The 21,038-nt window shown below is 64.1% G+C and carries 27 protein-coding genes; 16 read left to right on the top strand and 11 right to left on the bottom strand.

The genetic code is table 11. The features are described 5' to 3' along the window. Both BRAS3843_RS16455 and BRAS3843_RS16450 read left to right on the top strand, forming a co-directional pair. Nucleotides 1-971: DMT family transporter (locus BRAS3843_RS16455; protein ID WP_244425355.1), on the top strand; the 971-nt coding region annotated here is incomplete at its 5' end. 50 nt (nt 972-1,021) lie between these two features. Further along, on the top strand, nt 1,022-1,789 hold the full coding sequence (locus tag BRAS3843_RS16450; RefSeq protein ID WP_035981896.1) for a transglycosylase SLT domain-containing protein: 768 nt from the start codon (nt 1,022-1,024) through the stop codon (nt 1,787-1,789). Nucleotides 1,790-1,841: 52 nt separating this feature from the next. On the opposite strand, the gene BRAS3843_RS16445 is transcribed toward BRAS3843_RS16450, so the two are convergent. Next, a complete protein-coding gene (locus tag BRAS3843_RS16445; RefSeq protein ID WP_008970084.1) occupies nt 1,842-2,180 on the bottom strand; it encodes a curlin repeat-containing protein in 339 nt (112 codons plus the stop codon). Nucleotides 2,181-2,405: 225 nt separating this feature from the next. Here BRAS3843_RS16445 and BRAS3843_RS16440 point away from each other — a divergent pair, with 225 nt between their 5' ends. Next, a complete protein-coding gene (locus tag BRAS3843_RS16440; RefSeq protein ID WP_008970083.1) occupies nt 2,406-2,675 on the top strand; it encodes a DUF2312 domain-containing protein in 270 nt (89 codons plus the stop codon). A 150-nt stretch (nt 2,676-2,825) separates the two neighbouring features. Then, nucleotides 2,826-3,017, top strand: coding sequence for a hypothetical protein (locus BRAS3843_RS16435; protein WP_008970082.1), 192 nt, complete (start codon nt 2,826-2,828; stop codon nt 3,015-3,017). A gap of 39 nt (nt 3,018-3,056) precedes the next feature. Here BRAS3843_RS16435 and BRAS3843_RS16430 read toward each other — a convergent pair whose 3' ends face one another. Beyond that, complete coding sequence (locus BRAS3843_RS16430; protein ID WP_008970081.1) at nt 3,057-3,386, bottom strand: hypothetical protein; 330 nt, start codon at nt 3,384-3,386, stop codon at nt 3,057-3,059. 77 nt (nt 3,387-3,463) lie between these two features. Next, nucleotides 3,464-3,697: a DUF2171 domain-containing protein gene (locus tag BRAS3843_RS16425; RefSeq protein WP_008970080.1), complete on the bottom strand. Its 234-nt coding sequence runs from the start codon at nt 3,695-3,697 to the stop codon at nt 3,464-3,466. Nucleotides 3,698-3,901: 204 nt separating this feature from the next. On the opposite strand from BRAS3843_RS16425, the gene BRAS3843_RS16420 reads away from it, so the two are divergent. The 3 genes from BRAS3843_RS16420 to BRAS3843_RS41540 all read left to right on the top strand — a co-directional run bounded on the left by BRAS3843_RS16420 (nt 3,902) and on the right by BRAS3843_RS41540 (nt 5,838). Continuing rightward, nucleotides 3,902-5,131 carry a cytochrome P450 gene (locus BRAS3843_RS16420; RefSeq protein WP_008970079.1) on the top strand — a complete coding sequence of 410 codons (1,230 nt, stop codon included), beginning with the start codon at nt 3,902-3,904 and terminating at the stop codon, nt 5,129-5,131. 146 nt (nt 5,132-5,277) lie between these two features. After that, the gene (locus tag BRAS3843_RS16415; protein WP_008970077.1) at nt 5,278-5,625 is read left to right on the top strand and encodes a zinc ribbon domain-containing protein YjdM; all 348 of its coding nucleotides are present in this window, start codon (nt 5,278-5,280) and stop codon (nt 5,623-5,625) included. 39 nt (nt 5,626-5,664) lie between these two features. Continuing rightward, entirely contained in the window at nt 5,665-5,838 is a 174-nt protein-coding gene (locus BRAS3843_RS41540) for a hypothetical protein (protein ID WP_008970076.1), read from the top strand. Between the two features lie 98 nt (nt 5,839-5,936). Here the strand turns inward: BRAS3843_RS41540 and BRAS3843_RS16410 are convergent, their stop codons facing one another. Continuing rightward, nucleotides 5,937-6,176 carry a hypothetical protein gene (locus tag BRAS3843_RS16410; protein ID WP_008970075.1) on the bottom strand — a complete coding sequence of 80 codons (240 nt, stop codon included), beginning with the start codon at nt 6,174-6,176 and terminating at the stop codon, nt 5,937-5,939. 185 nt (nt 6,177-6,361) lie between these two features. Continuing rightward, nucleotides 6,362-6,841 carry a hypothetical protein gene (locus BRAS3843_RS16405; RefSeq protein WP_008970074.1) on the bottom strand — a complete coding sequence of 160 codons (480 nt, stop codon included), beginning with the start codon at nt 6,839-6,841 and terminating at the stop codon, nt 6,362-6,364. 627 nt (nt 6,842-7,468) lie between these two features. Between BRAS3843_RS16405 and BRAS3843_RS16400 the strand changes: the two genes are divergently transcribed. Continuing rightward, nucleotides 7,469-7,684: a hypothetical protein gene (locus BRAS3843_RS16400; RefSeq protein ID WP_008970073.1), complete on the top strand. Its 216-nt coding sequence runs from the start codon at nt 7,469-7,471 to the stop codon at nt 7,682-7,684. Between the two features lie 170 nt (nt 7,685-7,854). After that, entirely contained in the window at nt 7,855-8,082 is a 228-nt protein-coding gene (locus BRAS3843_RS16395; RefSeq protein WP_008970072.1) for a zinc ribbon domain-containing protein, read from the top strand. A gap of 28 nt (nt 8,083-8,110) precedes the next feature. On the opposite strand, the gene BRAS3843_RS16390 is transcribed toward BRAS3843_RS16395, so the two are convergent. The 6 genes from BRAS3843_RS16390 to BRAS3843_RS16365 all read right to left on the bottom strand — a co-directional run bounded on the left by BRAS3843_RS16390 (nt 8,111) and on the right by BRAS3843_RS16365 (nt 13,950). Then, nucleotides 8,111-8,833, bottom strand: a complete 723-nt coding sequence (locus BRAS3843_RS16390; RefSeq protein ID WP_035981895.1) for a DUF3750 domain-containing protein — start codon at nt 8,831-8,833, stop codon at nt 8,111-8,113. A gap of 153 nt (nt 8,834-8,986) precedes the next feature. Beyond that, a complete protein-coding gene (locus BRAS3843_RS16385) occupies nt 8,987-9,877 on the bottom strand; it encodes an SH3 domain-containing protein (protein WP_008970070.1) in 891 nt (296 codons plus the stop codon). Between the two features lie 93 nt (nt 9,878-9,970). After that, on the bottom strand, nt 9,971-10,828 hold the full coding sequence (locus BRAS3843_RS16380) for a DUF2066 domain-containing protein (RefSeq protein ID WP_008970069.1): 858 nt from the start codon (nt 10,826-10,828) through the stop codon (nt 9,971-9,973). A gap of 101 nt (nt 10,829-10,929) precedes the next feature. After that, nucleotides 10,930-11,229: a copper-binding protein gene (locus BRAS3843_RS16375; RefSeq protein WP_008970068.1), complete on the bottom strand. Its 300-nt coding sequence runs from the start codon at nt 11,227-11,229 to the stop codon at nt 10,930-10,932. An 866-nt stretch (nt 11,230-12,095) separates the two neighbouring features. Beyond that, nucleotides 12,096-13,097 carry a 3-hydroxybutyryl-CoA dehydrogenase gene (locus BRAS3843_RS16370; RefSeq protein WP_277996483.1) on the bottom strand — a complete coding sequence of 334 codons (1,002 nt, stop codon included), beginning with the start codon at nt 13,095-13,097 and terminating at the stop codon, nt 12,096-12,098. Continuing rightward, nucleotides 13,051-13,950: a LysR family transcriptional regulator gene (locus tag BRAS3843_RS16365; RefSeq protein ID WP_008970064.1), complete on the bottom strand. Its 900-nt coding sequence runs from the start codon at nt 13,948-13,950 to the stop codon at nt 13,051-13,053. The genes BRAS3843_RS16370 and BRAS3843_RS16365 overlap by 47 nt, the downstream gene beginning before the upstream one ends. Before the next feature lie 236 nt (nt 13,951-14,186). Between BRAS3843_RS16365 and BRAS3843_RS16360 the strand changes: the two genes are divergently transcribed. The 7 genes from BRAS3843_RS16360 to BRAS3843_RS16330 all read left to right on the top strand — a co-directional run bounded on the left by BRAS3843_RS16360 (nt 14,187) and on the right by BRAS3843_RS16330 (nt 20,920). Then, nucleotides 14,187-15,584: an MFS transporter gene (locus tag BRAS3843_RS16360; RefSeq protein WP_008970063.1), complete on the top strand. Its 1,398-nt coding sequence runs from the start codon at nt 14,187-14,189 to the stop codon at nt 15,582-15,584. Nucleotides 15,585-15,631: 47 nt separating this feature from the next. Further along, the gene (locus BRAS3843_RS16355; RefSeq protein WP_008970062.1) at nt 15,632-16,735 is read left to right on the top strand and encodes an amidohydrolase family protein; all 1,104 of its coding nucleotides are present in this window, start codon (nt 15,632-15,634) and stop codon (nt 16,733-16,735) included. Further along, entirely contained in the window at nt 16,732-17,829 is a 1,098-nt protein-coding gene (locus BRAS3843_RS16350; RefSeq protein WP_008970061.1) for an amidohydrolase family protein, read from the top strand. Before BRAS3843_RS16355 ends, BRAS3843_RS16350 begins: the two co-directional genes overlap by 4 nt. Next, a complete protein-coding gene (locus tag BRAS3843_RS16345) occupies nt 17,826-18,239 on the top strand; it encodes a Rieske (2Fe-2S) protein (protein WP_008970060.1) in 414 nt (137 codons plus the stop codon). Before BRAS3843_RS16350 ends, BRAS3843_RS16345 begins: the two co-directional genes overlap by 4 nt. A 148-nt stretch (nt 18,240-18,387) precedes the next feature. Beyond that, entirely contained in the window at nt 18,388-18,843 is a 456-nt protein-coding gene (locus BRAS3843_RS16340) for a hypothetical protein (RefSeq protein ID WP_008970059.1), read from the top strand. 275 nt (nt 18,844-19,118) lie between these two features. Then, entirely contained in the window at nt 19,119-19,583 is a 465-nt protein-coding gene (locus tag BRAS3843_RS16335; protein WP_035981885.1) for a DUF2231 domain-containing protein, read from the top strand. Next, nucleotides 19,580-20,920 (top strand): sorbosone dehydrogenase family protein, encoded by a 1,341-nt coding sequence (locus tag BRAS3843_RS16330; RefSeq protein WP_008970057.1) that lies wholly within the window; start codon nt 19,580-19,582, stop codon nt 20,918-20,920. The genes BRAS3843_RS16335 and BRAS3843_RS16330 overlap by 4 nt, the downstream gene beginning before the upstream one ends. The last annotated feature ends 118 nt before the right edge of the window (nt 20,921-21,038 follow it).

Genomic DNA, 21,038 nt, shown 5'->3' with positions numbered 1-21,038 from the left:
TGGACAAACTGAGTGTGGCGAGACCCGCTGAGGCCGGGTCCGATGCGTTGAACGCACACTTGCCGTCGGCGGCACGAAGCCGCCGCTCCCTTCCCTATCTGGCCGGGCTGATCGCCGTCCTGTTCTGGGGCGCCACGCCGGCGGCGACCGTGCTGGTCGCCCGCGACATGCCCTCCTCTCTGATCGGCCCATCACGGCTGCTCCTGGCCGCCGCGTTTCTGGTGCCGATGGTCCTCATGTTTCGGCCACCGCTCCCGGCGGACAAGGCGGCCTGGGCCGCTTTGGCCATCAACGGCGTGGTCGGGTTCGCTGGCTCGTTCTTCCTGCAGGGTCTCGGCTTCTCGCGCACGTCGACATCCCACGCCGCCCTGATCCTCGCCTGTGCACCGGTCATCACGGCGCTGATCCAAAATCTGCTGTCGCGGACGTTTCCGCGCCCGCTATGGCTCACCGGAAGCGCGATCGCACTGTGCGGCGAAACGCTGCTGATCTTCGTGCGTTTCAACGGCGATGTCGTCAGCAGTGGGACAGTGGCCGGAGATCTCATCGTTCTCACGGGAACCATCACGGTGAGCATCGGCTATGTGGCCGGCGCGCGGTTGTCGGCGCGAATTGGGTTGTTCGGCGCCACCGCATGGTCGATCGTTTTTGGCGCCCTCTTCATGCTGCCGCTGGCGCGATCCCTGGCTGAGCCCCTCTCCGCTCTGACCGCCGTGGGCGGCGGATCACTGCTTTTCCTGGCTGTGTTCTGCACGCTGATCGGATTCGCCGCGTGGTTCTGGGCCCTGGACCGCGGTGGCGTATCGGCGATCGCGCCTCTGCAGTTTGGCCAGCCGATCGTGTCGCTGGTGATCGCGACGATGTTTCTCGGCGAGCAATTTTCGCTCACGATGCTGGTTTCGGTCGGACTTGTCCTCGCAGGCGTCTACATCTGCCGGCGATCGGTGATCGCCCAAGGTCCGCCGCGTTGACCGGAAACGGCATCCGCAAGTCCCGATCTCGCGGGAAACGCTGGCGCGCTCTGCACCGCCGCCTCAGACGCACTGCGCGCTGGGCGCGCCGGAAACTCGCCGCAGCACCACGGGCGCTTCGGATCGCGGGCCTCGTCGCGGTCCTGCTTGTTGCGGCCGCGCTGACCAACCTCGTCTATCAGGTGGTTCGTAAGCCGACCGAGCTGTTCGTCTTTGTCGGCCACCGGCTCGACAAGGAGCCGGAAGAGACCTGGAGGCAATACGGATCTCTGTTCCGCAAATACGCGACCAGCACCATCACGCCGGAGCTTCTGGCCGCCCTGGCGCAGACGGAAAGCTCCGGCAATCCGGTGACGCGCACCTATTGGCGCTGGCAGTTCGCGCTCAATCCTTTCCGCGTCTACAAGCCAGCCTCGAGCGCCGTCGGCCTGTTCCAGATGACCGACGGCGCATTTGAAGAATCGTCGCGCTACTGCATTCGCGATCACGCCGTCGAAGACGAAGGCTGCGGCTCGCTTCTCCCCTACATCCGTGCGCTACCGCGCCATGCCGTCGAGCTGACGGCGATCTATCTCGATCGCCAGGTCGCTTCCGTGCTCGCCCGCGTGCCGGACGCCAAACCGAATGCGCAGCAGAAACAGGATCTCGCCACGCTCATTCACCTGTGCGGGGCCGGGCCGGCCGCGGCCTTCGTGCGCCGCGGCTTTCGAACTGCAGATGGCGAGCGTTGCGGCGATCACCTCGCCGCAGGCTATCTGGGCAAGGTCAACGCGATGAAGCGGGAGTTCAAGCGCCTGTCGGCGGAGGATCGCGATTAGCTCCGGCGGAGTTGAAGCTGCGGCTGGAAGGACCGCAGCCCAGCCATGCCGCTCAGCGCCGCTGGGTCACGGTGGCCTGGTTAGCGCTGCCGCTCTGGTTGATGATCGATTGGTTCAGTCCGCCGCTCTGGCTGACGACGGCAAGGTTTTTCGTTCCCTGCTGCGTGATGCTGGAGCCGTTGAACGGCAGGTTCGACGCCGATGAAGCCGACATCCCCGTTGTCGCCTTGAAGGCGGCCGGCGAAAGCGGCACGGCAATGCTCGCCGCAGCAACTGCATGCGCGCCCTGGCCGATCGCCTCGACCGCCGGCGATTGCGAGATGAACGCCTCATTCGCGAAGGCCGCGGAGGACGCAACGACCAAGGCCGCAACCAGCAGATATGCGCGCATCACGAACTCCTCGAGGGCTTTGCGGCAAGCGGTATCAGGCGGGCCTTAATACGCCGTATCTCACTGCGCCAATCGCCCTGCCGAAACGCCTCCGGGTTTAAGCGCGCCCCTCCCGAACGAGCCGTGCTTCAACAGCGCGCGAACCGCGCGCGTTAACCATCAGCATTAAGGCATTGGCAACACATTGGCTCGCATTTTCACCATCCCATTAGCCAAGGAGACACCATGTCAGACATCGGCATTCCCGGCGGCCGGATCAGGTCTTTCGTCGAGCGGATCGAAAATCTCGACGCCGAATTGCAGGAAATCAACGAGCAGAAGAAGGAAGTCTTTGCCGAGGCGAAGGGCGAGGGTTTCGACGTCAAGATCCTCAAGGAGATCATCAAGCTCAGGAAGCAGGACCAGGAGGAGCGCGACGAACACGAGACGCTGCTCGACATTTATCTGCGGGCGATGGAATCGGCAGAGGCCGAACCCACCGCCAAGGCCGCTTGAGGCGCGATCCCAGCGCGCTCGTCACGCGACGGGCGCGCTGTCGCGGATCAACACATCGGCGACACACCAAGAGAGCTGGGCCGCCTGCCGCCTTGCGGCGGCTGTTCGTCCCGCCTGCATTCACATCGTCCCCGCTATGGATTCGCGATCATGAAGACAACAAGGCTGACCGAGGTCCTGAAGCGCATCGAGGCGTGGCCAGCGGACGCACAGGATGACCTGGCCGAGTTCGTGCTGGTGCTCGACGCCGGCGTCAGGATCGCCGATGAAGGCCGACAGCGCAGCAATTGGCCGGCACCGGTCACGACCTGCGCGCCGCCGTCGCAAAGTTCCGCGCGCTGACGGAGCAACGAGGCCGCAGCGCGTCAGGGGATGCTGTCGCTATTGTGGCCAGTGTCGATTATAGGCGCCGAAGCCAGGGCTGCACCAGAAGCTGGGATAGCCGGCATAGGCACCACTCCAGGGCGGATGGTCGCCCGAGCAGGCGTCATCGTAGATGTCGCGCCAGACATAGGGGCTCCATCGCCAGCCGCCATGCCAGACCGCGGCGTGGTGCCAGCCGACGCGATCAACAGCCACGGGACCAGCGCGCGCGGCATTCGCCTGCGCCATCGGCAGTGGCACAAGTGGCGCAGAGGACACCGACACAGTCGCGCTCGCGACCATCAGGCCTGCGCAGCACAGCATGCCCGCGAGACTCAAAATCCGCATGGACCGGCTCCTCTCACGCAGTATCGCGTCGCAGCCCCTGGCGAGAACAACGCGCCCGCCATGCGCATGACTCGCGATTACTTCTCTTCTTCCAAGGTGACGGCGACCGCGCCGACGGCCGAAAGCCGCACCTTGTCGCCCTCGACATCAGCGACCAGGCCCTTATCGATGAAATGATGATGGCCCCGATGGCTGCCCTCGCCGCTGTCCTTCCGGGTCAGCTTGATGCGATTGCCTTCGACGCGATCGACCGTGCCAACGTGCACGCCATCAGCGCCGATCACTTCCATGTGCTCCCTGATCTCGTTCATTTTCCAGGCTCCTCTGCGGCAGATACACGGCTCGACGCGGGCACATGCACATCGCATCGCCACAACGCGTCTGTTCGGATGATGAATGTCTCAACCAGCAGCCGTTCCATGCGTTCCCGCAGCGCAAGGACGCATCACATCAATTGATCTTGCGTCACGACGCCCCATCTAACGCAGCACCGTCGCGCAAGATGAGGCACGCTCATGGTCTCCGAATCCGCAACCGCACGCGCTGCTAGCTGCCTGCGCGAGTTCCAGTCGCGCACGGAGCAACAGAGGCAAAGCGACGTCTCGCCGGTTGTCAGGATCGATGGCTTCACCGCGGCGCGGGACGTGCTGAGGTCCCCATCCGTCCGGCAGGCCGGGTTCAACGCGGAACTGGTGGCCCGCTTTATCGGCCGTCGCCATGCGCCGGTGCTGTACCAGGATGGCGAGCCGCACCAGCGGCAGCGGAGCGCCACAGCACGCTTCTTCGCCCCGCGGGTGGTCGCCACGCGCTATCGCGAACTGATCGAGCGAACCAGCCGCGATCTGATCGACCGCTTTCGCGTGGCCGGGCGCGCGCGGCTGGATGACATGAGCCTCGAGCTTGCGGTGGCCGTCGCCGCCGACATCGTGGGCCTGACCGACAGCCCGCGCGACAGGATGGCGGTCCGGCTCAACCGCTTCTTCAGCGCGCCGCCGCGCGACGGCGGCCTGCGCGCGATGTTACGGCAGGTGCTGCTCGGCCAATACCGCATGCTGAGCTTCTATTGGTTCGACGTCCGCCCGGCCATCCAGGCCCGGCGCCGCGACCCGCGCGAGGACGAGATCTCGCATCTGATCGGCCAGAGCTATTCGAACCGCGAGATCCTGACCGAATGTCTCACCTACGGCGCCGCCGGCATGGCGACCACGCGCGAGTTCATTGTCATGGCGGCGTGGCGGCTGCTGGAGCATGACGATCTCAAAACGCGCTTTCTCGCAACCGATGAACCGGAGCGGATGACGATCCTCGAAGAGGTGCTGCGGCTGGAGCCGGTCGTGTCCGTGCTCAAACGCCGCGCCGAGCGCGAGATCGCGCTCGACACCGAGTCCGGCCCGGTCGTGATTCCCGCGCAAAGTCTGGTCGAGATCGACGTCGCAGCCGCAAACCGGGATACAGCAGCGACCGGCCCCTGCCCGCATCAGCTCGATCCCGACCGCACGAGGCCAGCGAAAGTTTCTGCCAGCGTGATGAGCTTCGGCGATGGGCCGCACCGCTGCCCGGGCGCCTCGGTCGCGCTGCACGAGGCTGCGATCTTCCTCGATCAGCTGTTGCGTGTGCCAGGTCTGCGTCTGGAACGCCCGCCGACCGTGAGCATCAACCCGGTCAGCACCGGATATGAGTTGCGCGATGCGGTGATCGTGGCCGACGCCGCCTTCGGCACGCCGCATGGACGCGCGGAGCGGTGATGCCAATCACTCGCATCAGCGCGTGACCTGCTTCGTGCGCCTGGGCTGGCTGATTGCGCCGGCTTAAAGGCCGTTGCGGGACGTCGCACTTGACTTCCCCGGTTCCGCTTCTATCGGTTTGCCTCGTCACAAGAGAAGAGGTCACCATGGACGCGATGACATGCCCGCAATGCCGATCCGAGCACGCCTATCAGGATGGCGCGCTATGGGTCTGCCCGGAATGCGGCCATGAATGGAGCGATGGGCCGGCGGCCGCGGTCGAGACGTCCGAGACCTCACAGATTCGCGATGCGAACGGAAACGTGCTGGCCGATGGTGATAGCGTCATCGTGATCAAGGATCTGAAGGTCAAAGGGTCGTCCTCGGTGGTCAAGGGCGGCACCAAGGTGCGCAATATCCGTCTGCAGGAGGCAAGCGATGGTCACAACATCGCCTGCAAGATCGATGGCATTGGGCAGATGAACCTGAAATCGGAATTCGTCCGCAAGGCTTGAGTGCACGCCTGAAGGCGGCGGCGACAGTCGGAGGAGATCATGAACGGCAACCGCACTTACGGCATCCGCGTCGAGGGCGCCAAATATGGCGTCGGCTTCGGCTCGGCGCTCGCCATGAGCATCTCCTATACCAACAATCATTCCATCCTGTGGGCGATCATCCACGGCATTCTCGGCTGGCTCTACGTCGTCTACGTGGCGCTGTTCGGCTGAAGCACGGCTCGCCTTTCGCGCGAAAACATAAGCAGTCAAAGAATCAATAAAAAATGGCTCCCCACAAAGGGGAGCCATTTCGATCGGAGGCGCGACTGCTAGTCATCCCAATCGTGATAGTGATGGCGCCTGATGATCACGGTGCGGTCAGCGTCGCGATCATACCATCCACGGTGCCAGCCGCGATCGTGCTGATAGACCCGCGGTCCATAGTCACGGTCGTAGTAGTGGTCGCGGTCGACGCCGACGCGGAAGCCGAAATCGTCGGCGCTCGCCACGGTCGGCACCGCCACAGCTAAGGTCGCAAGCGCAGCGAGGACGCAGGATAGTTTCTGCATGTCGTCTCTCCTCTCGTTACCTTCCTCACCCCTGTTGAGCCAACAAATGCTCAGTGGCGCCGTTCCGGTTTCCGCGCCGAAACTTTCTTGAACGGATATTCACTCCGTTCCGACGCACGACGATCAAAGGTTCGGCAGATAACGAGCCTTACGTGCTCGCCGCGACCGCGCAAGCAGACGCGAATTTACCACCAGGGACCCCAGCCCCAGCCCCGCCGCCATAATGGACGGCCATAATAGGCATAGGGGGGCCCATACCCGACGCCGACATAGCCGTAAGCCGGATAGGCGGGACCGTAATCGTCATAATACGGATCGTCCCAATAATAGGGCGAGGAAGCGGCGATCCCGGCGCCGATCAGAGCGCCAGCCGCAAGCGCGCCTGCGCCCCACCCCCAACCGCCACGATGCCAGCCGCCGCCGCGCCAGCCCCAGCCACCACCATGCCAGCCGGCGCCACGGAAGCCGCCGAAGCCGCCGTGAAAACCACCAAAGCCGCCATGGAATCCGCCGAAGCGAACCTGCTGAACATTATCGTTCGCGGCAATGGCGGGTTTAGCAGCCGCAGAAAGCGCCGTGGCCGGCGCCGCCGAAGCCGGCGCGTTCGCTGCCGCGAGTACCGCGCCGGAGAGACAAAGAGCTGCAAGCTGTTTTGATCTCCGCATGGTCAACTCCTTTCGTCAAGCCTGTCCTCATCGCGATGCGCGCAAGATCGCGGGCACCGAACCAACTACAAACGGCAGCGCAAAGACGCATTGGCCGTTCGAGCAACAAACAGCTCAAGCTTCTGCGCGTTCCAACGTTGCCTATCGACGCGGCAAAATACGATCTCGCCGGTCGTCAATGCCGCCGAGATGGCTCGAGCTGTCCGCATGGCCGCCTCCTGTGCTCGGAGCATTGTTGTTGTTCATCGTGCCGGTGCACGCCCCGCGCACGGCGACATGCCGGCGCCGCCCGGTCCGGTGCCAGCGCCTCTGCCGCCCGCTTGCGCCCATACGCAGCCGCTCGACACGACAAGCGCAGCCGCTAATCCGATGGTGCCGAGTTTCATCCGGTCATTCCTCATCTTTGAAGAAGAAGGCGGTCACATCGCATCCCATCGGGGCCGTTCCCACTGATCCGGGCCACGCAACGGCAAAGCGGAATTCGTTGTTCGTCGCGCAACAGCTTCGAAGGATTGCGACCGCCAAGAGCAACCCACTACCGTAGAATCACGGTTCAGATTCATAACTTGGCATGAACCCTGCTTTCGTCATCCTCAACCGGGTTCACTTTTTGAAGGCAGGAATACCGTGCTCGTCACTCTCGTCGCACTGCTCTGCAACGGCCAGGTCTGCATGGAGAAGGTGGTCACCAACAGCGAGATGTCTGGGATCACCATGATGTCGTGCTCCGTCAACGCCCAGATCGGCATCGCCGACTGGCTGTCGAAGGGGCCGTACCAAGCCTGGCATCTGGAAAGCTATAAATGCATCGCGGGCAAATATACGCCGAAGACCAGCGCGTGAGCCGCTGAACGGCCCACATTGCCACTGTCGGCTCCGCGACGCAGGCCCGCGTCATCTCCGGGACAAACTGCTGCCGATGGGCGTGAATTGCCGCCCTTTGAGGCAGTCGCCGCGGAAACCGGCATGGCCCGGTTTCTGCAGTGCCGATCGTATCCAGCAGGAGACGCGGCATGCCGTTCTACAGCTTTCACTGCGCCAAATGCGCCGAAGATATCGAGTTGCTGATCGGCATGTCGGAGACGCCGGTTTGTCCGAACTGCGGCAGCAAGAGGCTGACGCGACTACCTTCGCTGGTCGCGCCTCCCGGCAAGAGCGCGGGCATCAAGAAGGCGGCGCGGGCACAGGCCGCGCGGGAAGGGCATTTGAGCAATTTCAGCCGCGCCGAGCGGAAGCGCTGAACGCATAGTGCCAGACTGAGTGGATCGGTTACGCCAGCGGCATGCCGAGGCGGCCGACACCGGGAAATTTCAGTGCCGGCCTGCGCAGATCGACGCCGAGAACGCCGCCGAAGACGTTCAGTTCGACGCCTTCGATCCAGCCGATTGTCAGCCCGAGATAGCCGCCGAGCGAAGCGAACACGCCGGTGCCGGATGGGGTCAGGCCCCACCAGTCGGCGACCGGAAAATCCTTGCCGATCGCCGTCGGCGGCAGCACCGCATTGAGCTCGGGAACGGCATTGAGCGCGGCCTGCACGAAGGTGTTGGAGTTCGGTCCCGGCCAGGCATTGTAGTCGCCATAGGCGCGAAACCGGTAGGTCTCGATCACGCTGCGGATCTTGGGAATGACGCGCTCGGCGTCGTCGCCATCGACCGCAAGCACGACTTCAGGCACCGCCCCGAACCAGCGCCCGTCTGGCGCAAAACCGTCGACCCGGACGGGCTCGCCCCACGCGGTGTAGTCGTAGCGCGTGTAGCGCGGCGCGCCCTTCTCCTTCACCACGATCCAGGTGTGGACCGCGAAGATCCCGCGCCAGCGCACCGTGCGCGCGGCGAAGACGCGGACGACAGCGTCCGCACGCTCGGACGGAGGCGCCAGGAGCCCGGCGCTCGAACGATCAGCGGTCTGCCAACTGCCGCGGCGATCGCCGCGCAGATAGTTCACAGCCGACACAGAGATCGGCACGACGATGAGCATCAGGAATACAAGCACGAGCTTCTTCACGCGGCAGTAGAGAGACTGAATGATGCGGGGGGAATGCGGATTCATGTAGTCGCTGACGTGGCATTCGCCAGTCCGACATTCCCACAGCAAAAAGCCCGGCGCGATGGCCGAGCTTCTTGCCTGAATCACAAGTTGGCGAGATCAATGTGGACGACCGGGGCCACCGCCGTGCGGGCCGCCACCTCCGCCGCCCATATGAGGTGCAGCGGCCATCGGGGCACCACCGCCATGCGGCGCGCCACCCATCTGCGGGGCACCACGCATCTGCGGGGCACCACCAACCGGGCCGCGCGGAGCGCCGCCCATCTGCGCGTGGGCAGCCATCGGAGGCCCGCTCGGCCGCGCGAAGTTGGGTTGCGCCATGTGGGGCGCTACATTCGGGCGAGCCATGGGACCTGGTGCGAAGCGGGCGCCGACCTGTGCGCCAGGGCCTGGCTGCATGCCGCCGAAGCGATGTGGGCCGGCCTGGTGCCCGATCGCGATCGGAGCGCCTGGGCCGCGCTCATGCTGCGCAAACCCGCCCGGCCCCTGCCGATGCCATCCGCGGCCGACCACGCCCGGTCCGGGCGCGACGCCAACATCGGATCGCCCCGCGAAGCGCGCATGCGGGCGCGGACCATAGGCCACTGCAGGCGGATGCTGATGCCAGTAGCGGTCCCAATAAGCGTGGCGGTGATACCAAGGACGGCCGACATAATAGCTGTCCCAATAGCTGGACAGCACGAACGGCACGATCGGAACGTCATCGGCATAATCAGGAAGATAGACGTAGCGGTGGCGATAGAGATAAGCGAGCCTGGTGGCGGCGACCCAGCCGCGTTCACCCGCAAAGCTCACATCGCACCACGCGCCGCCACGGATACAGCCATGAATATTGACGCGGGCGCCGGCGGGAATGCGATCGACGGCTGGAAAGCCGAACCCGGGTCCGGCGCGCAGTGTGGCCGAATTGCGGACCAGGCCCGGTGCGGCCATTGCCGAGACTGGCGCTGCCACCACGAGTGCGGCAGCGAGACATGTCTTCAGGTTCATGATGACGACCTCCTCATTTGAAGGAGGAACTCAGGAACAAACGCGCCGTTCCGTGCACGGATTGTCGCAGTCGCGATGCAGCGAGCGCGATTGCTATTGCGGCGCGCCGTTACCGGACAGGATCTGCGCGGCGCCGCCGAGTCCGCGCCGAAATGCTTCGTCGAAGGTGACGCCAGCGAGATGCCAGCGATGCGGCTGGCCGTCGACATCCAGCCGCCACTCCGTCGACCAGCCAAGCGCATCATCATCCCAGCTGAGCTGCCCGATCAGGATCGCTTCGGCGCCCTGCCTACTCAGCGCCGCCGCCAAGTCCGCGGACGATGTCTTGATAACATCGGCAGCTTCGATCTTTATCTGCGCCAGAGCTGCGCTGTCGGGCAACACGATCGAGACACCGCGCTTGAGCGCCGCCGCGCGCAATGCCTCGCGCTGCAGCTCCGACTGCCGGCCATCGGCGGTCACGATGTAGGTGCGCCCTCCCGGCGCCATCGCGACGATGACACCGAGCAAGGGGCGATGCGATGCCCACGGCTTCAGCCCAAGCATGCCGAGCAGATCGTCGATCTTGGCTTTGTTGAAATCAACGATGAGATCGTAAGGCCGGTCGCGGGTGCCCTGCTCGTCACGCTTCGGCGTGCCCGTCATCTGGTCGTGATAATCGAAGCCGGTGACGAATTCGGCGGCGCGCGCCTTATACGGCGCAAGTCGGGAATCTCCGGCGAGCTGCAGCGCGCCGGAGACCTTGATCAACACATCCTCGAGGCAGACCGCAAAGCCGATGCTTCGGTTCGGCTCGAACTGCCCGGTGACGATGGTCTGTGCGCGGTAGAGATCATCTGCGCGCACGGGCTGCGAGAGCAGCAGTATGGCGATCAGCTGGATCGCGAGACTCAGCGCGACGCCGCCCCGCTCATTTCCCGTCGTCCGGTCGACCCACCGCCGATGCATCATCTGCGCCCCCCGCTCCGCACATCGCGAACGCGCAGCTCCCCGGCGGCCGGAGATCTTGTGCCGGCCTGATCGCAGGAGCCGCGCGCCTCGATCTTATCGCATTATTTCTGGCGGTCGAGCTTGGTAATCATCTTCGTGCCGCCGCCGTCGGACGTTGAGAACGTCACGCGGTCACCGGCGTGGATGTCCTCGACCATCGCATTGTCTTTGATCTTGAACTCCTCGGCCGTGCCGGAGGTGTTGGCGCCCACGGTCCCGGTCTGGATTCGCTGGATCGAAATCGTGCCGTTCAACCGGTTGATTCCTGTCACCATGCCGGTCGTGCCTTGCTCGGCCGCCGCCACAGACATGCTGATTGCTACGGCCGCGATCCCCGCCAAAGCGATTGTTGCTGCTCTCATCGGCCTTCTCCTGAATGTTGACCCGGGCAACAAGACGCCGTGAATCCATTTGGTTCCCGGGAACCTCTATTCGCATACTCCGCAAACGCGGCAGTTTGACGAAACATCGCAGCGGCGGAGCTGACAGACGCGACGAGTTGTTCTTCCGCTCAAACTGCGCAACATCAATCGTGGATTTGCTGACGCGATCAACGCAAGCCGCGCCCAAGCCGCCCGCATTTCACCTATCTAGTTTGCTATCCGACGCCGGCAAGGATGGATTCGCACACTTGCTTACCGCAGCGGTCAGACACGGAGGCGAGGCGCGATTCGCTTGCGACATCTGCCACAATGACTCATTCATCATCGTGTCACAAAGTGCCTTGACAGCGCCGTGGCATGGGAGGAGCATAACATGTGTCAATGCAGCGGGTGCAGCCGCGCAAGCGACGGCAGCCGCAAGCTGACAATGGCCAACCGCGAAAGCAAGGGAGGTTTGATGACTCCACCTCCGTACCAGATCCGCTGAGTGCGTCGGTAACCCTTCGGACCAGCGCATAGCGGCAAACCCACGAACGGCACGCCGGGTTCGAGGTTTAGTGGGCCGCATCAGCAAGGCATGGCCCCTTACCCACCCGGCGCTGTGCCGTCTGAAGGGCGCGGCGGGTTGCCCGCTTCTTGACGCGACTGATACGAGGTCGCGACGATTGCTTGTACGCCGCAACGATATTTGCAATGAGTTGGTCGCGCAACAAGGTTTGCGCAGAAGTGATTTTTGCGAATTGGTTTTGAAGCAATAATTGTCAGTCCGGTATGGTCGATCCGATCATCGCTGCGGCGGACGCGCCCTTGCCGCCCGCCGCAACGATCAAAGCGCACCGCAATTGCTACTTGCTGTAATCGTAGAAGCCCTTGCCGGTCTTGCGGCCGAGCTGCCCGGCAGCAACCATTTCCTTCAGCAGCGGCGCTGGGCGATATTTCGGATCGTTGAAGCCGTTGTAGAACACTTCCATCACCGACAGCATCGTGTCGAGGCCGATGAGATCGGCGAGCGCCAGCGGCCCGATCGGATGATTGCAGCCGAGCTTCATGCCTTCGTCGATGTCAGCGGCGGTCGCGATGCCCTCCGAGAGCGCAAAAATCGCCTCGTTGATCATCGGGCAGAGAATGCGGTTGACCGCAAAGCCGGGGCTGTTCTTGGCGGTGATCGCGACCTTGCCGATCCGCTTGGCGAAGGCCTCTGCGGCGGCATGGGTCGCGTCGGAGGTCTGCAGGCCCCGGATCAATTCGAGCAGCGCCATCATCGGCACCGGATTGAAGAAATGCAGGCCGATGAAGCGGTCCGGCCGATCGGTCGCGGTCGCAAGCTTGGTGATCGAGATGGACGACGTGTTGGTCGCGATCAGCGCCTCCGGCTTCAAGGTCGCGCAGAGGTCCTTGAGGATCTTGTGCTTCAGCTCCTCGTTCTCGGTCGCAGCTTCGATGACGAGATCGCATGCCGACAGCTTGCTCTTGTCGGTGGTGCCGGTGATGCGCGACAGCGCCGTCGCTTTGTCGGCCGCCGTCAGCTTGTCTTTCTTCAGAAGCCGGTCAAGGCTTGAACTGACGGTCGACAGGCCGCGCTCGACCGCCGCGTCCGAAATGTCGACCATGACCACGGGCACGCCCGCAAGCGCGCAAACCTGCGCGATGCCGTTGCCCATGGTGCCTGCTCCGATGATGCCGACAGTCTCAATCATGATTTTGTACCCTCTTCTTCTGCGCCAATTCTTCTGTGCCGAGCGCTCGTACGCGCTGCTTAGCAGCCAATCGCCGCAATCGATAGCTCCCGCATCCCGGCGGTCAAGCCGCACCGCTGACGCGCGCCGGACTTGTCGCCGCCACGGCATGGAAGGCGTTGCGAATTGCGGCGAGCAAGGTCTGCACACGCGCCAGATTAGCCCGTGTGGCCGGGACCAGCGCCTTGACCCAGAGATCCGGAATCGGGATCTCCGGCAGCACTTCGACCAGCGCGCCAGTGCGCAACGGCACCGCGACCGCCGCCCGCGACACCACTGCAATGCCGCTGCCTGCGCACAGCGCATCGATCAGAAGCGCATTGTTGTTGCTGACGAAGTGTGGGCGCACCGCGACCGTGATCACACCGGTCCTGCCTTCGAACGTCCACACCGGTCCCATCGGAGCGAAGACGAGACAATCGTGATGAACGAGATCGCGGACGTGATGCGGAGCGCCGCGCCGCGCGAGATAGGACGGGGCGGCACAGAGCACGCGCGGAAACGCCTGCAATGGCTCTTCGAGCACGCCGTGGAACGACGACGGCATCATCGTCAGCACGATGTCGAATCCCTCTTCGACCGGATTGACGGTGCGATCGACCAGAACCGCCTCCAAGGTCACACGAGGATATTTGATCTGAAACGATGACAGGATTTCTGCCAGATCGATCGCCATTGGCGAGGCCGGTGCCTTGATTCGCACCTGGCCTTCGAGCTCCTCGGGCGAGCGTCTGATGCCCGCGACCATCTCATCATATTCGCGCACGATGCCGCGGATGGCATCGAGATAGCGCTCGCCGACCTCCGTCAGCTGCAGCCGGCGCGTGCTGCGGCGCAGAAGCGTGCAGCGCAGCGACCATTCGAGTTGCCCCACCCGCTTGGTCACAACCGACGGCGCGACCCCAAGCTGCCGGCCGGCCTCGGAGAAGCTGCCGGCCCGGACGGTCGCCACAAAAGCCTTCATATTCAAAAGGCTATCCGTCATTTCATCCAATTCGGAAAAGATATCACGCCGAAATAGCTTATTCTCCCGCGAACCCGAAGCAAATAGCCTTCTCCTGCAAACTGCTTTGGCCGCCGGCGCGACTTTCAGTTGCGCTTGCGAGGTTGGCTGCTCCGCCCAGAAAGGCCGGCCGTCGCCAGAGCGGTTTGCATCAAAGCCGTCAAAAACAAAACAACGGCGAAGGGGAAGGAACGACAATGAGCGCAGCCGCCATCATTGATGTCAGCGCTATTATCGAGCGCCAGCGCCGGAACGGGCTGGTGCTGACCGTCATGATCCTGTCGACGGTCATGATGTTTCTCGACGGATACGACCTGCACGCGATGGCGTTTGCCGCGCCGACCGTCGTCCGCAGCTGGAGCATCGACAAGGGCTCGCTCGGCATCGTCTTCAGTGCCGGCGTGTTCGGCATTCTCGTCGGAGGCCTGATCTTCGGCTATTTCGGAGACCGCATCGGCCGACGTCTGTCGATCATCGCCGCGACGGTCACCTTCGGCGGCTTCAGCCTGCTGACCGTCTGGGCCAACGATCTCAATTCCCTCATCGCGTTGCGCTTCCTCGCCGGCCTCGGCATCGGTGGCCTGGCGCCGTTGTGCTTCTCGCTCAATCTCGAATATGTGCCGAGCAGATATCGCGGCACGGTGGTCGCGATCATCATGCTGGGCTATGTCGCAGGCGGCAGCGCCGGCGGCATCATCGCGGCCTGGCTGGTGCCACATCTCGGCTGGCAAATCGTGTTCTGGATCGGCGGCGTGCTGCCCTTGGCTGCCGCTGTGCTCAGCTTCTTCACGCTTCCCGAGTCGATCAAATTCCTGGTCGTTCAGGGCAGGCAGCCCGACGAAGTCGCCCGCATCCTCAACAGGATCGAGCCGGGCCTGCAGGCACGCTCAACCGCACTCTTCGTCATCGATGAAGAGAACCAACCCGGCCATGCCGGCACCGGCCTGAGTTCGAAGATCGCGGCCTTGTTCGACGGGCAGCTCGCGCTGATCACCCCGCTATTGTGGCTCGCCTATATCGCCAGCTCGATGACCATGTTCTTCCTCGGCAGCTGGACACCGATCCTCGCCGAGGCATCGGGACACACGCCGGCGCAGGCCGCGTTCGCGCTGTCGATGTTCAGCCTCGGCGGCGCCGTCGGCGCCTTGATGGTCGGATGGATGCTGGACAGGTTCGGCGTGCTGGCGATTGCGATCATGCCGGTGATCGCGTCGCCCTTGGTTGCCTCGGTCGGCCTCGCCGGCTTCGGTGGCAGTGCGTTCCTGGTGGCGATGGCCTGCGTCGGCTTCTTCGTGGTCGGCGGTCACCAGGGCCTGAACAGCGCCGTCGGCCTGTTCTATCCGAGCGCCAACCGGTCCACCGCGGTCGGCTGGGCGCTGTCAGTTGCCAAGATCGGCTCGATCACGGGACCGCTGATCGCCGGCTTCCTGATCGCGCGCCAGCTGCCGGTCGCCAACCTGTTCCTGCTCGCGGCGCTGCCGCCGCTCGTCATGGCCAGCTGTGTCGTCGTGCTTGGACTGTCGCAGCGCAGGCAGACGACGAGCGCGGCTTCGGACGCAGCGGCAGCAAAGATGGATCAAGCCGCGCCGGCATGAGACGCCGCGGATCGGGATCAGAACGGTCAGAGATACGGAGCACGCCGATGAAGATGCCTTACGCAGGAGCAATCGATTGCGATCTGCATGTGCCCGCGCCCAGCATGGCGCAGCTCCTGCCTTATCTCAACGACTATTGGCGCGACCAGATCGTCAATCGCGCGATCGACCGCATGCCGTTTGCGATGATGAGTTATCCGCCGAATGCGCCGATCAGCATGCGCGCCGACTGGCGGCTGCAATCGACAGCCAATCCGCTCGAAGCCTTGCGCGCGCATGTGCTTGACGCTCTCGATCTCAAATTCGCCATCACCAATGTGATCCACGGCTGCGTGGCGCTCCACAATGACGACATGGCGGCAGCGCTCTGTCGCGCCGTCAATGATTGGCTCCGGACCGAATGGCTGGACCGCGAGCCTCGCCTGCGCGGTTCGATCCTGATCCATCCGCAGGATATGTCGCAGGCGGTCGCCGAGATCGAGCGGCTCGCTCCGGACCATCGCTTCGTCCAGGTGCTGCTGCTGGCGATGGGCGAGCGGCCGCTCGGCCGGCGCGAGTTCTTTCCCGTCTACGAGGCCGCCGAACGGCACGGATTGGTCGTGGCCGTGCACGCCGGCAGCACCTATCGCTACGCGCCGACCATCGTCGGCTGGCCGTGCTACCAATTCGAGGACTATGTCGCGCAGGCGCAGGCGTTCGAAAACCAGACCGTCAGCCTGAGTGCCGAAGGCGTGTTTCAGCGTTGTCCCGGCCTCAAATTCGTCTTCCTGGAATCCGGCGTCAGCTGGCTGCCGGTGACGATGTGGCGGACCGACAAGACCTGGCGCGGCGCGCGGCCCGAGACGCCCTGGGTCGACCGCTGGCCGTCCGAGATCATCCGCGAGCATATCCGCCTGACCACCCAGCCGTTCGATGCGCCCGACCCGACGGCGGTGGCACAGGTGCTCGACCGGATCGGCTCCGACGAGATCCTGCTGTTCGCGACCGACTATCCGCATTGGCAGTTCGACGGCGAGGACGTGCTGCCCGACGGGCTGCCCCAGGCCGCCGTGAGGAAGATTCTCATCGACAATGCGCTGGCGACCTATCCGCGCCTCGCCCAACGCGCGATCGGCGGCGAGACGGCAGCGATCAAGGAGGACGTGCGATGAACGCGCCATTTCTCGAACAGACCGCGCGCCAGACGCTCGCGGTGGTCGATTGCGACATCCATCCGGCGCACCGCACGCCGGGCGAACTCTTACCCTATCTCGAGCCGCGCTGGCGCGAGCACTATCAGACCTATGGCGTGCATGTGCGACAGGCGCTCTCCAACGCGCTGATGTTTCCGCGCATGATGGCGGCGGGCATGCGCAGCGACGCCCTGCCCGAGACCGGGCCTGCCGGCTCTGATCTCGACATGCTGCGCAAGCAGCATCTTGATCCCGTCAACGTCGAGTTCGGCCTGCTGATGGCGCTGAGCAAGGGCGGCATGGAGGAGCGCAATCCCGGCTTTGCCGCAGCGATGTCGCGCGCGACCAATGATTGGCAGATCGACCGTTGGGTCCGCGAGGAGCCGCGGCTGCGCGCCGGCATCGTCGTGCCGCAGGAATTCCCCGAGGCGGCGATTGCCGAGATCGAGCGCTGCGCCGGCGATCGTCGCTATGTGCAGATCATGATGTCGTCGCGGCCATCCGATCCGCTCGGCCATCCGCGCTATTGGCCAATCTATGAGGCGGCCGAGCGCGCCGGCCTGCCGATCGGCCTGCATCCGGTGGGCTACAATGGCGGCCACCCCTCGACCGGCTCCGGCTGGCCGACCTATTACCTGCAGGAGCATTATGTGTTCGTCGCCTGCATGGAATCGCTTGCGGCCAGCCTCATCCTCGGCGGCGTATTCGAGCGCTTCCCGAAGCTGAAAGTGGTGCTGGTCGAAGGCGGCTTCGCCTGGGCGCCGGCGCTCGCCTGGCGCATGGACAAGCATTTCGAGAAATTCCGGAAAGAGGTGCCGCATCTGAAGCGGCGGCCATCGGAATATCTACGCGAGCACATCTGGTGGACGACACAGCCGATCGAGGAGCCGGACCATGCACGTCATCTGGTCGAGATCATCGATTGGATCGGCTGGGATCGTCTGCTCTACTCGTCGGACTATCCGCACTGGGACTACGACAATCCGAGCTTCTCGTTCAAATTCCCGATGACTGAGGAACAGCGCCGGAAGATCTTCAGGGACAATGCCGTGGCATTGTATCGGTTGTCATGAGCCGCCACGTGGTTTGTCCGGCAGACGAGCTGCCGCCCGGATCGCGCAAAGTCGCAACTGTCGACGGCCGCGAGATCGCGCTCTTCAATGTCGAGGGACGCCTGCACGCCCTGCTCAACCGCTGTCCGCATGGCGGCGCCCAGATCTGCAAGGGCGTGGTCACGGGCATCGCAAAATCCGCCGGTCCGGGCGACTACCGATTGGAACGACATGGGGAGTTCCTGCGCTGTCCCTGGCACGGTTGGGAATTCGAGCTCGCCACCGGTCAGTCCTGGTGCGACCCGCGCTCGACCCGCCTGCGCAACTACGAGGTCAAGCTCGAAGCCGGCGCCGAACTGGTGAAAGGTCCCTATGTGGCCGAGCGCTATCCGGTAACGGTCGAGGACGCCTATGTCGTGATCGATCTCTGAGCGCTGGTCCCAAGTAGCTCACCTAAGTAGCACGTCTAAATCGCTCGTGCCGAGTGCGCGGCGATCTCGGAACGATTTGGCAGGCCCGTTTGTTTGGCGATGACGTCGACTCCGGGTCGGCATGAACGAGCAAAATGGAGCGGCTTGCATGGGTGGCGGAACAGGCGGCGCTGAAACGTTTTGGGGCTGGGGAATTGGGATCATCATCCTCGGTCTGGTCCTGGCCTATGCCGCCATACGCGCGGGCCGCTTGCGGCCGGCGGAGCGCGCCCGTCTTGATCAGAACACCAGGGATACTTTCGCGGCGCAGGATCGGATGGAGCGCAACGGTCCGGCCGGCAGCGATGTTCCAGTGCGCAGCAGCATGCCTTATGGCGTGATCATTCCGATCGCCCTGGTCGCCTTCGCGATCGTCCTGATGATCTGGTCGTTCGCAGGCGATCGCGTGCCACGGCAGGATGCGCAGACCACGAGCCAGCAGACCACTGGCACCGCCGTGCCGAAGCAGAGCGAGCCTTCCGCTCCCGCGCCGGCGATGCCACGCAACGACGCCGGCAGCGACAGCGCGCGCGGCACGCAGGCGCCGCTGAACAAGACCCACTGATCACGCTGAGGTGCCGCTCGATTGCCTCGCGCCGCTGGTGCATTCCTGGCATGCCCAGAGCAACTGGCGTTATTGCGCGGACGGACAGCGACGAAGCACGCAGTTGGTCGTCATCCGCCATGGATCGATACGGCTGCCTCGCGGGAGCGGAGCGACATCGCGCTCTCGGAACTCGCCGCCACCAACAAACAGTGAAGTTCGCTACCTAAAAGGAACCGACGCGAGGCAGTCAGGTTGGCGCAGCATCCCTCTTCTCGCTGCCGAGGAGCTCCGCCTTGACGATTTCCGAAACCCATAAAGTCATGCTTGAGCCGACCGTACAAATCGCGCGGCACCCGATCCATCCCATGTTAGTGCCGTTCCCGATCGTGTGTTTCATCGGCGCGTTCATCACCGATATCGTCTATTGGCAGACCGGCGAGATGATGTGGACCGATATCTCGGCCTGGCTGCTGCTCGTCGGCCTGATCATGGGCGTGCTGGCCGGAATCGCCGGACTGATCGACTTCCTCGGCAATCGCCTGATCCGGTCGCTGACGCCGGCCTGGCCGCACATGCTCGGCAACCTGCTGGTGCTGATCCTGGCGTTTTTCAACAACATGGTCCACACGCGCGATGCCTGGACATCGGTGGTGCCGACCGGCCTCATCCTCTCGCTGATCACGGTTCTGATCCTGCCGATCACCGGCTGGCTCGGCTGGGCGATGGTCTACCGCCATGGCGTGGGAGTGGCCCGATGACGAGATCGAACACCTTCCGCGTCGCGCCGCTCTTCACCACGCTGCTGCTCAGCGGCACCGCGCTCGGCTTGGCCGGCTGTCATGAGGGCGGCGATCCCAAGGCCGAATACGGTCCCAACCCGCCACTGCCGGCGCTGCAGCAGTTTCTGCTGCCACCGATGAAGCTGGCGACCGTGGTCGGCTGGAAGCAGGGTGAGACCCCGACCGTCGCACCCGGCCTGAAGATCGAGGCGCTCGCCACCGACCTGCAGCACCCCCGCTCGCTCTACACGCTCCCGAATGGTGATGTCCTCGTCGTGGAATCCAAGGCACCCCCGCCGCCTCCGCCCAAGCGGCCGAAAGACATCGTGATGGGGTTGGTCGAATCCTGGGTCACCTCGGGCGGCAAGACCGGAGCGAGCAACCGCATCACGCTGCTGCACGATGCCAATGGCGACGGCGTGCCGGAGAGCAAGAGCGTATTCCTCGACCACCTCAATTCGCCGTTCGGCGTCGCGCTGGTCGGCAACGATCTCTATATCGCCAACACCGACGCGATCGTGCGATACCCCTACACGCCGGGTGAGACGCAGATGACTGCGCCCGGCACGACCTTGATGCCGCTGCCGGGCGGCCCGATCGACCATCACTGGACCAAGAGCCTGACCGCAAGCCCCGACGGCAACCTGCTCTATGTCGGCGTCGGCTCCAACAGCAACATCACCGAGAACGGCATCGAGGCCGAGAAGAACCGCGCCGACATCCTCGAGGTCAACCGCGCCACCGGACGCTGGCGCATCTTCGCCAGCGGCCTGCGCAATCCGAACGGTTTGACGTTCGAGCCGCAGAGCGGCGCGCTCTGGACGGTGGTCAATGAACGCGACGAACTTGGCCCGGACCTGGTTCCGGACTACATGACCTCGGTGAAGGATGGCGGCTTCTACGGCTGGCCCTACAGCTATTACGGCCAGCATGTCGATCCGCGCGTCACGCCGCAGCGTCCCGATCTGGTCGAAAAGGCGATCGTGCCGGACTACGCGTTGAGCTCGCATGTCGCGCCGCTCGGGCTGGTGTTCTACACCGCCAACGCGCTGCCGCAGGCCTATCGCGGCGGCGCCTTCGTGGGCGAGCACGGCAGCTGGAACCGCACGCCGCTCAACGGCTACAAGGTCGTGTATGTGCCGTTCGCCGACGGCAAGCCGAATGGTCCGGAGCAGGATGTGGTCACGGGCTTCTTGAACAGCAACGATGAAGCGCGTGGCCGGCCCGTCGGCCTTGCCGTCGACAAGACCGGTGCGCTGCTGATTGCCGACGACGTCGGCAACACGGTGTGGCGCGTGACCGCCGCCGGAGGTTGATGCGGCAGACGGCGCCGCCGGGCGTCCACGCGGCCGCAGCGCAGACTCGATCCATCTCGAGCCGGTTCACTTCGAACGGAGTGCGTTTTCCAGTTGACGCTTGCTCATCTTCGAGCGG

This window comes from Bradyrhizobium sp. STM 3843, from assembly GCF_000239815.1.
In the GTDB taxonomy this organism is placed as follows: Bacteria; Pseudomonadota; Alphaproteobacteria; order Rhizobiales; family Xanthobacteraceae; genus Bradyrhizobium.
The sequence above is the reverse complement of the archived record's forward strand: the minus strand, read 5'-3'. Positions and strand labels throughout refer to the sequence as shown.

Bases quoted from the DNA above. Each gene is read 5' to 3' on its own strand.
- BRAS3843_RS16445 (WP_008970084.1), bottom strand. From the start codon at position 2,180: ATGCGCGCATATCTGCTGGTTGCGGCCTTGGTCGTTGCGTCCTCCGCG.
- BRAS3843_RS16440 (WP_008970083.1), top strand. From the start codon at position 2,406: ATGTCAGACATCGGCATTCCCGGCGGCCGGATCAGGTCTTTCGTCGAG.
- BRAS3843_RS16435 (WP_008970082.1), top strand. From the start codon at position 2,826: ATGAAGACAACAAGGCTGACCGAGGTCCTGAAGCGCATCGAGGCGTGG.
- BRAS3843_RS16430 (WP_008970081.1), bottom strand. From the start codon at position 3,386: ATGCGGATTTTGAGTCTCGCGGGCATGCTGTGCTGCGCAGGCCTGATG.
- BRAS3843_RS16425 (WP_008970080.1), bottom strand. From the start codon at position 3,697: ATGAACGAGATCAGGGAGCACATGGAAGTGATCGGCGCTGATGGCGTG.
- BRAS3843_RS16420 (WP_008970079.1), top strand. From the start codon at position 3,902: ATGGTCTCCGAATCCGCAACCGCACGCGCTGCTAGCTGCCTGCGCGAG.
- BRAS3843_RS16415 (WP_008970077.1), top strand. From the start codon at position 5,278: ATGGACGCGATGACATGCCCGCAATGCCGATCCGAGCACGCCTATCAG.
- BRAS3843_RS41540 (WP_008970076.1), top strand. From the start codon at position 5,665: ATGAACGGCAACCGCACTTACGGCATCCGCGTCGAGGGCGCCAAATAT.
- BRAS3843_RS16410 (WP_008970075.1), bottom strand. From the start codon at position 6,176: ATGCAGAAACTATCCTGCGTCCTCGCTGCGCTTGCGACCTTAGCTGTG.
- BRAS3843_RS16405 (WP_008970074.1), bottom strand. From the start codon at position 6,841: ATGCGGAGATCAAAACAGCTTGCAGCTCTTTGTCTCTCCGGCGCGGTA.
- BRAS3843_RS16395 (WP_008970072.1), top strand. From the start codon at position 7,855: ATGCCGTTCTACAGCTTTCACTGCGCCAAATGCGCCGAAGATATCGAG.
- BRAS3843_RS16385 (WP_008970070.1), bottom strand. From the start codon at position 9,877: ATGAACCTGAAGACATGTCTCGCTGCCGCACTCGTGGTGGCAGCGCCA.
- BRAS3843_RS16380 (WP_008970069.1), bottom strand. From the start codon at position 10,828: ATGATGCATCGGCGGTGGGTCGACCGGACGACGGGAAATGAGCGGGGC.
- BRAS3843_RS16375 (WP_008970068.1), bottom strand. From the start codon at position 11,229: ATGAGAGCAGCAACAATCGCTTTGGCGGGGATCGCGGCCGTAGCAATC.
- BRAS3843_RS16370 (WP_277996483.1), bottom strand. From the start codon at position 13,097: ATGCCGTGGCGGCGACAAGTCCGGCGCGCGTCAGCGGTGCGGCTTGAC.
- BRAS3843_RS16365 (WP_008970064.1), bottom strand. From the start codon at position 13,950: ATGAAGGCTTTTGTGGCGACCGTCCGGGCCGGCAGCTTCTCCGAGGCC.
- BRAS3843_RS16360 (WP_008970063.1), top strand. From the start codon at position 14,187: ATGAGCGCAGCCGCCATCATTGATGTCAGCGCTATTATCGAGCGCCAG.
- BRAS3843_RS16355 (WP_008970062.1), top strand. From the start codon at position 15,632: ATGAAGATGCCTTACGCAGGAGCAATCGATTGCGATCTGCATGTGCCC.
- BRAS3843_RS16350 (WP_008970061.1), top strand. From the start codon at position 16,732: ATGAACGCGCCATTTCTCGAACAGACCGCGCGCCAGACGCTCGCGGTG.
- BRAS3843_RS16345 (WP_008970060.1), top strand. From the start codon at position 17,826: ATGAGCCGCCACGTGGTTTGTCCGGCAGACGAGCTGCCGCCCGGATCG.
- BRAS3843_RS16340 (WP_008970059.1), top strand. From the start codon at position 18,388: ATGGGTGGCGGAACAGGCGGCGCTGAAACGTTTTGGGGCTGGGGAATT.
- BRAS3843_RS16330 (WP_008970057.1), top strand. From the start codon at position 19,580: ATGACGAGATCGAACACCTTCCGCGTCGCGCCGCTCTTCACCACGCTG.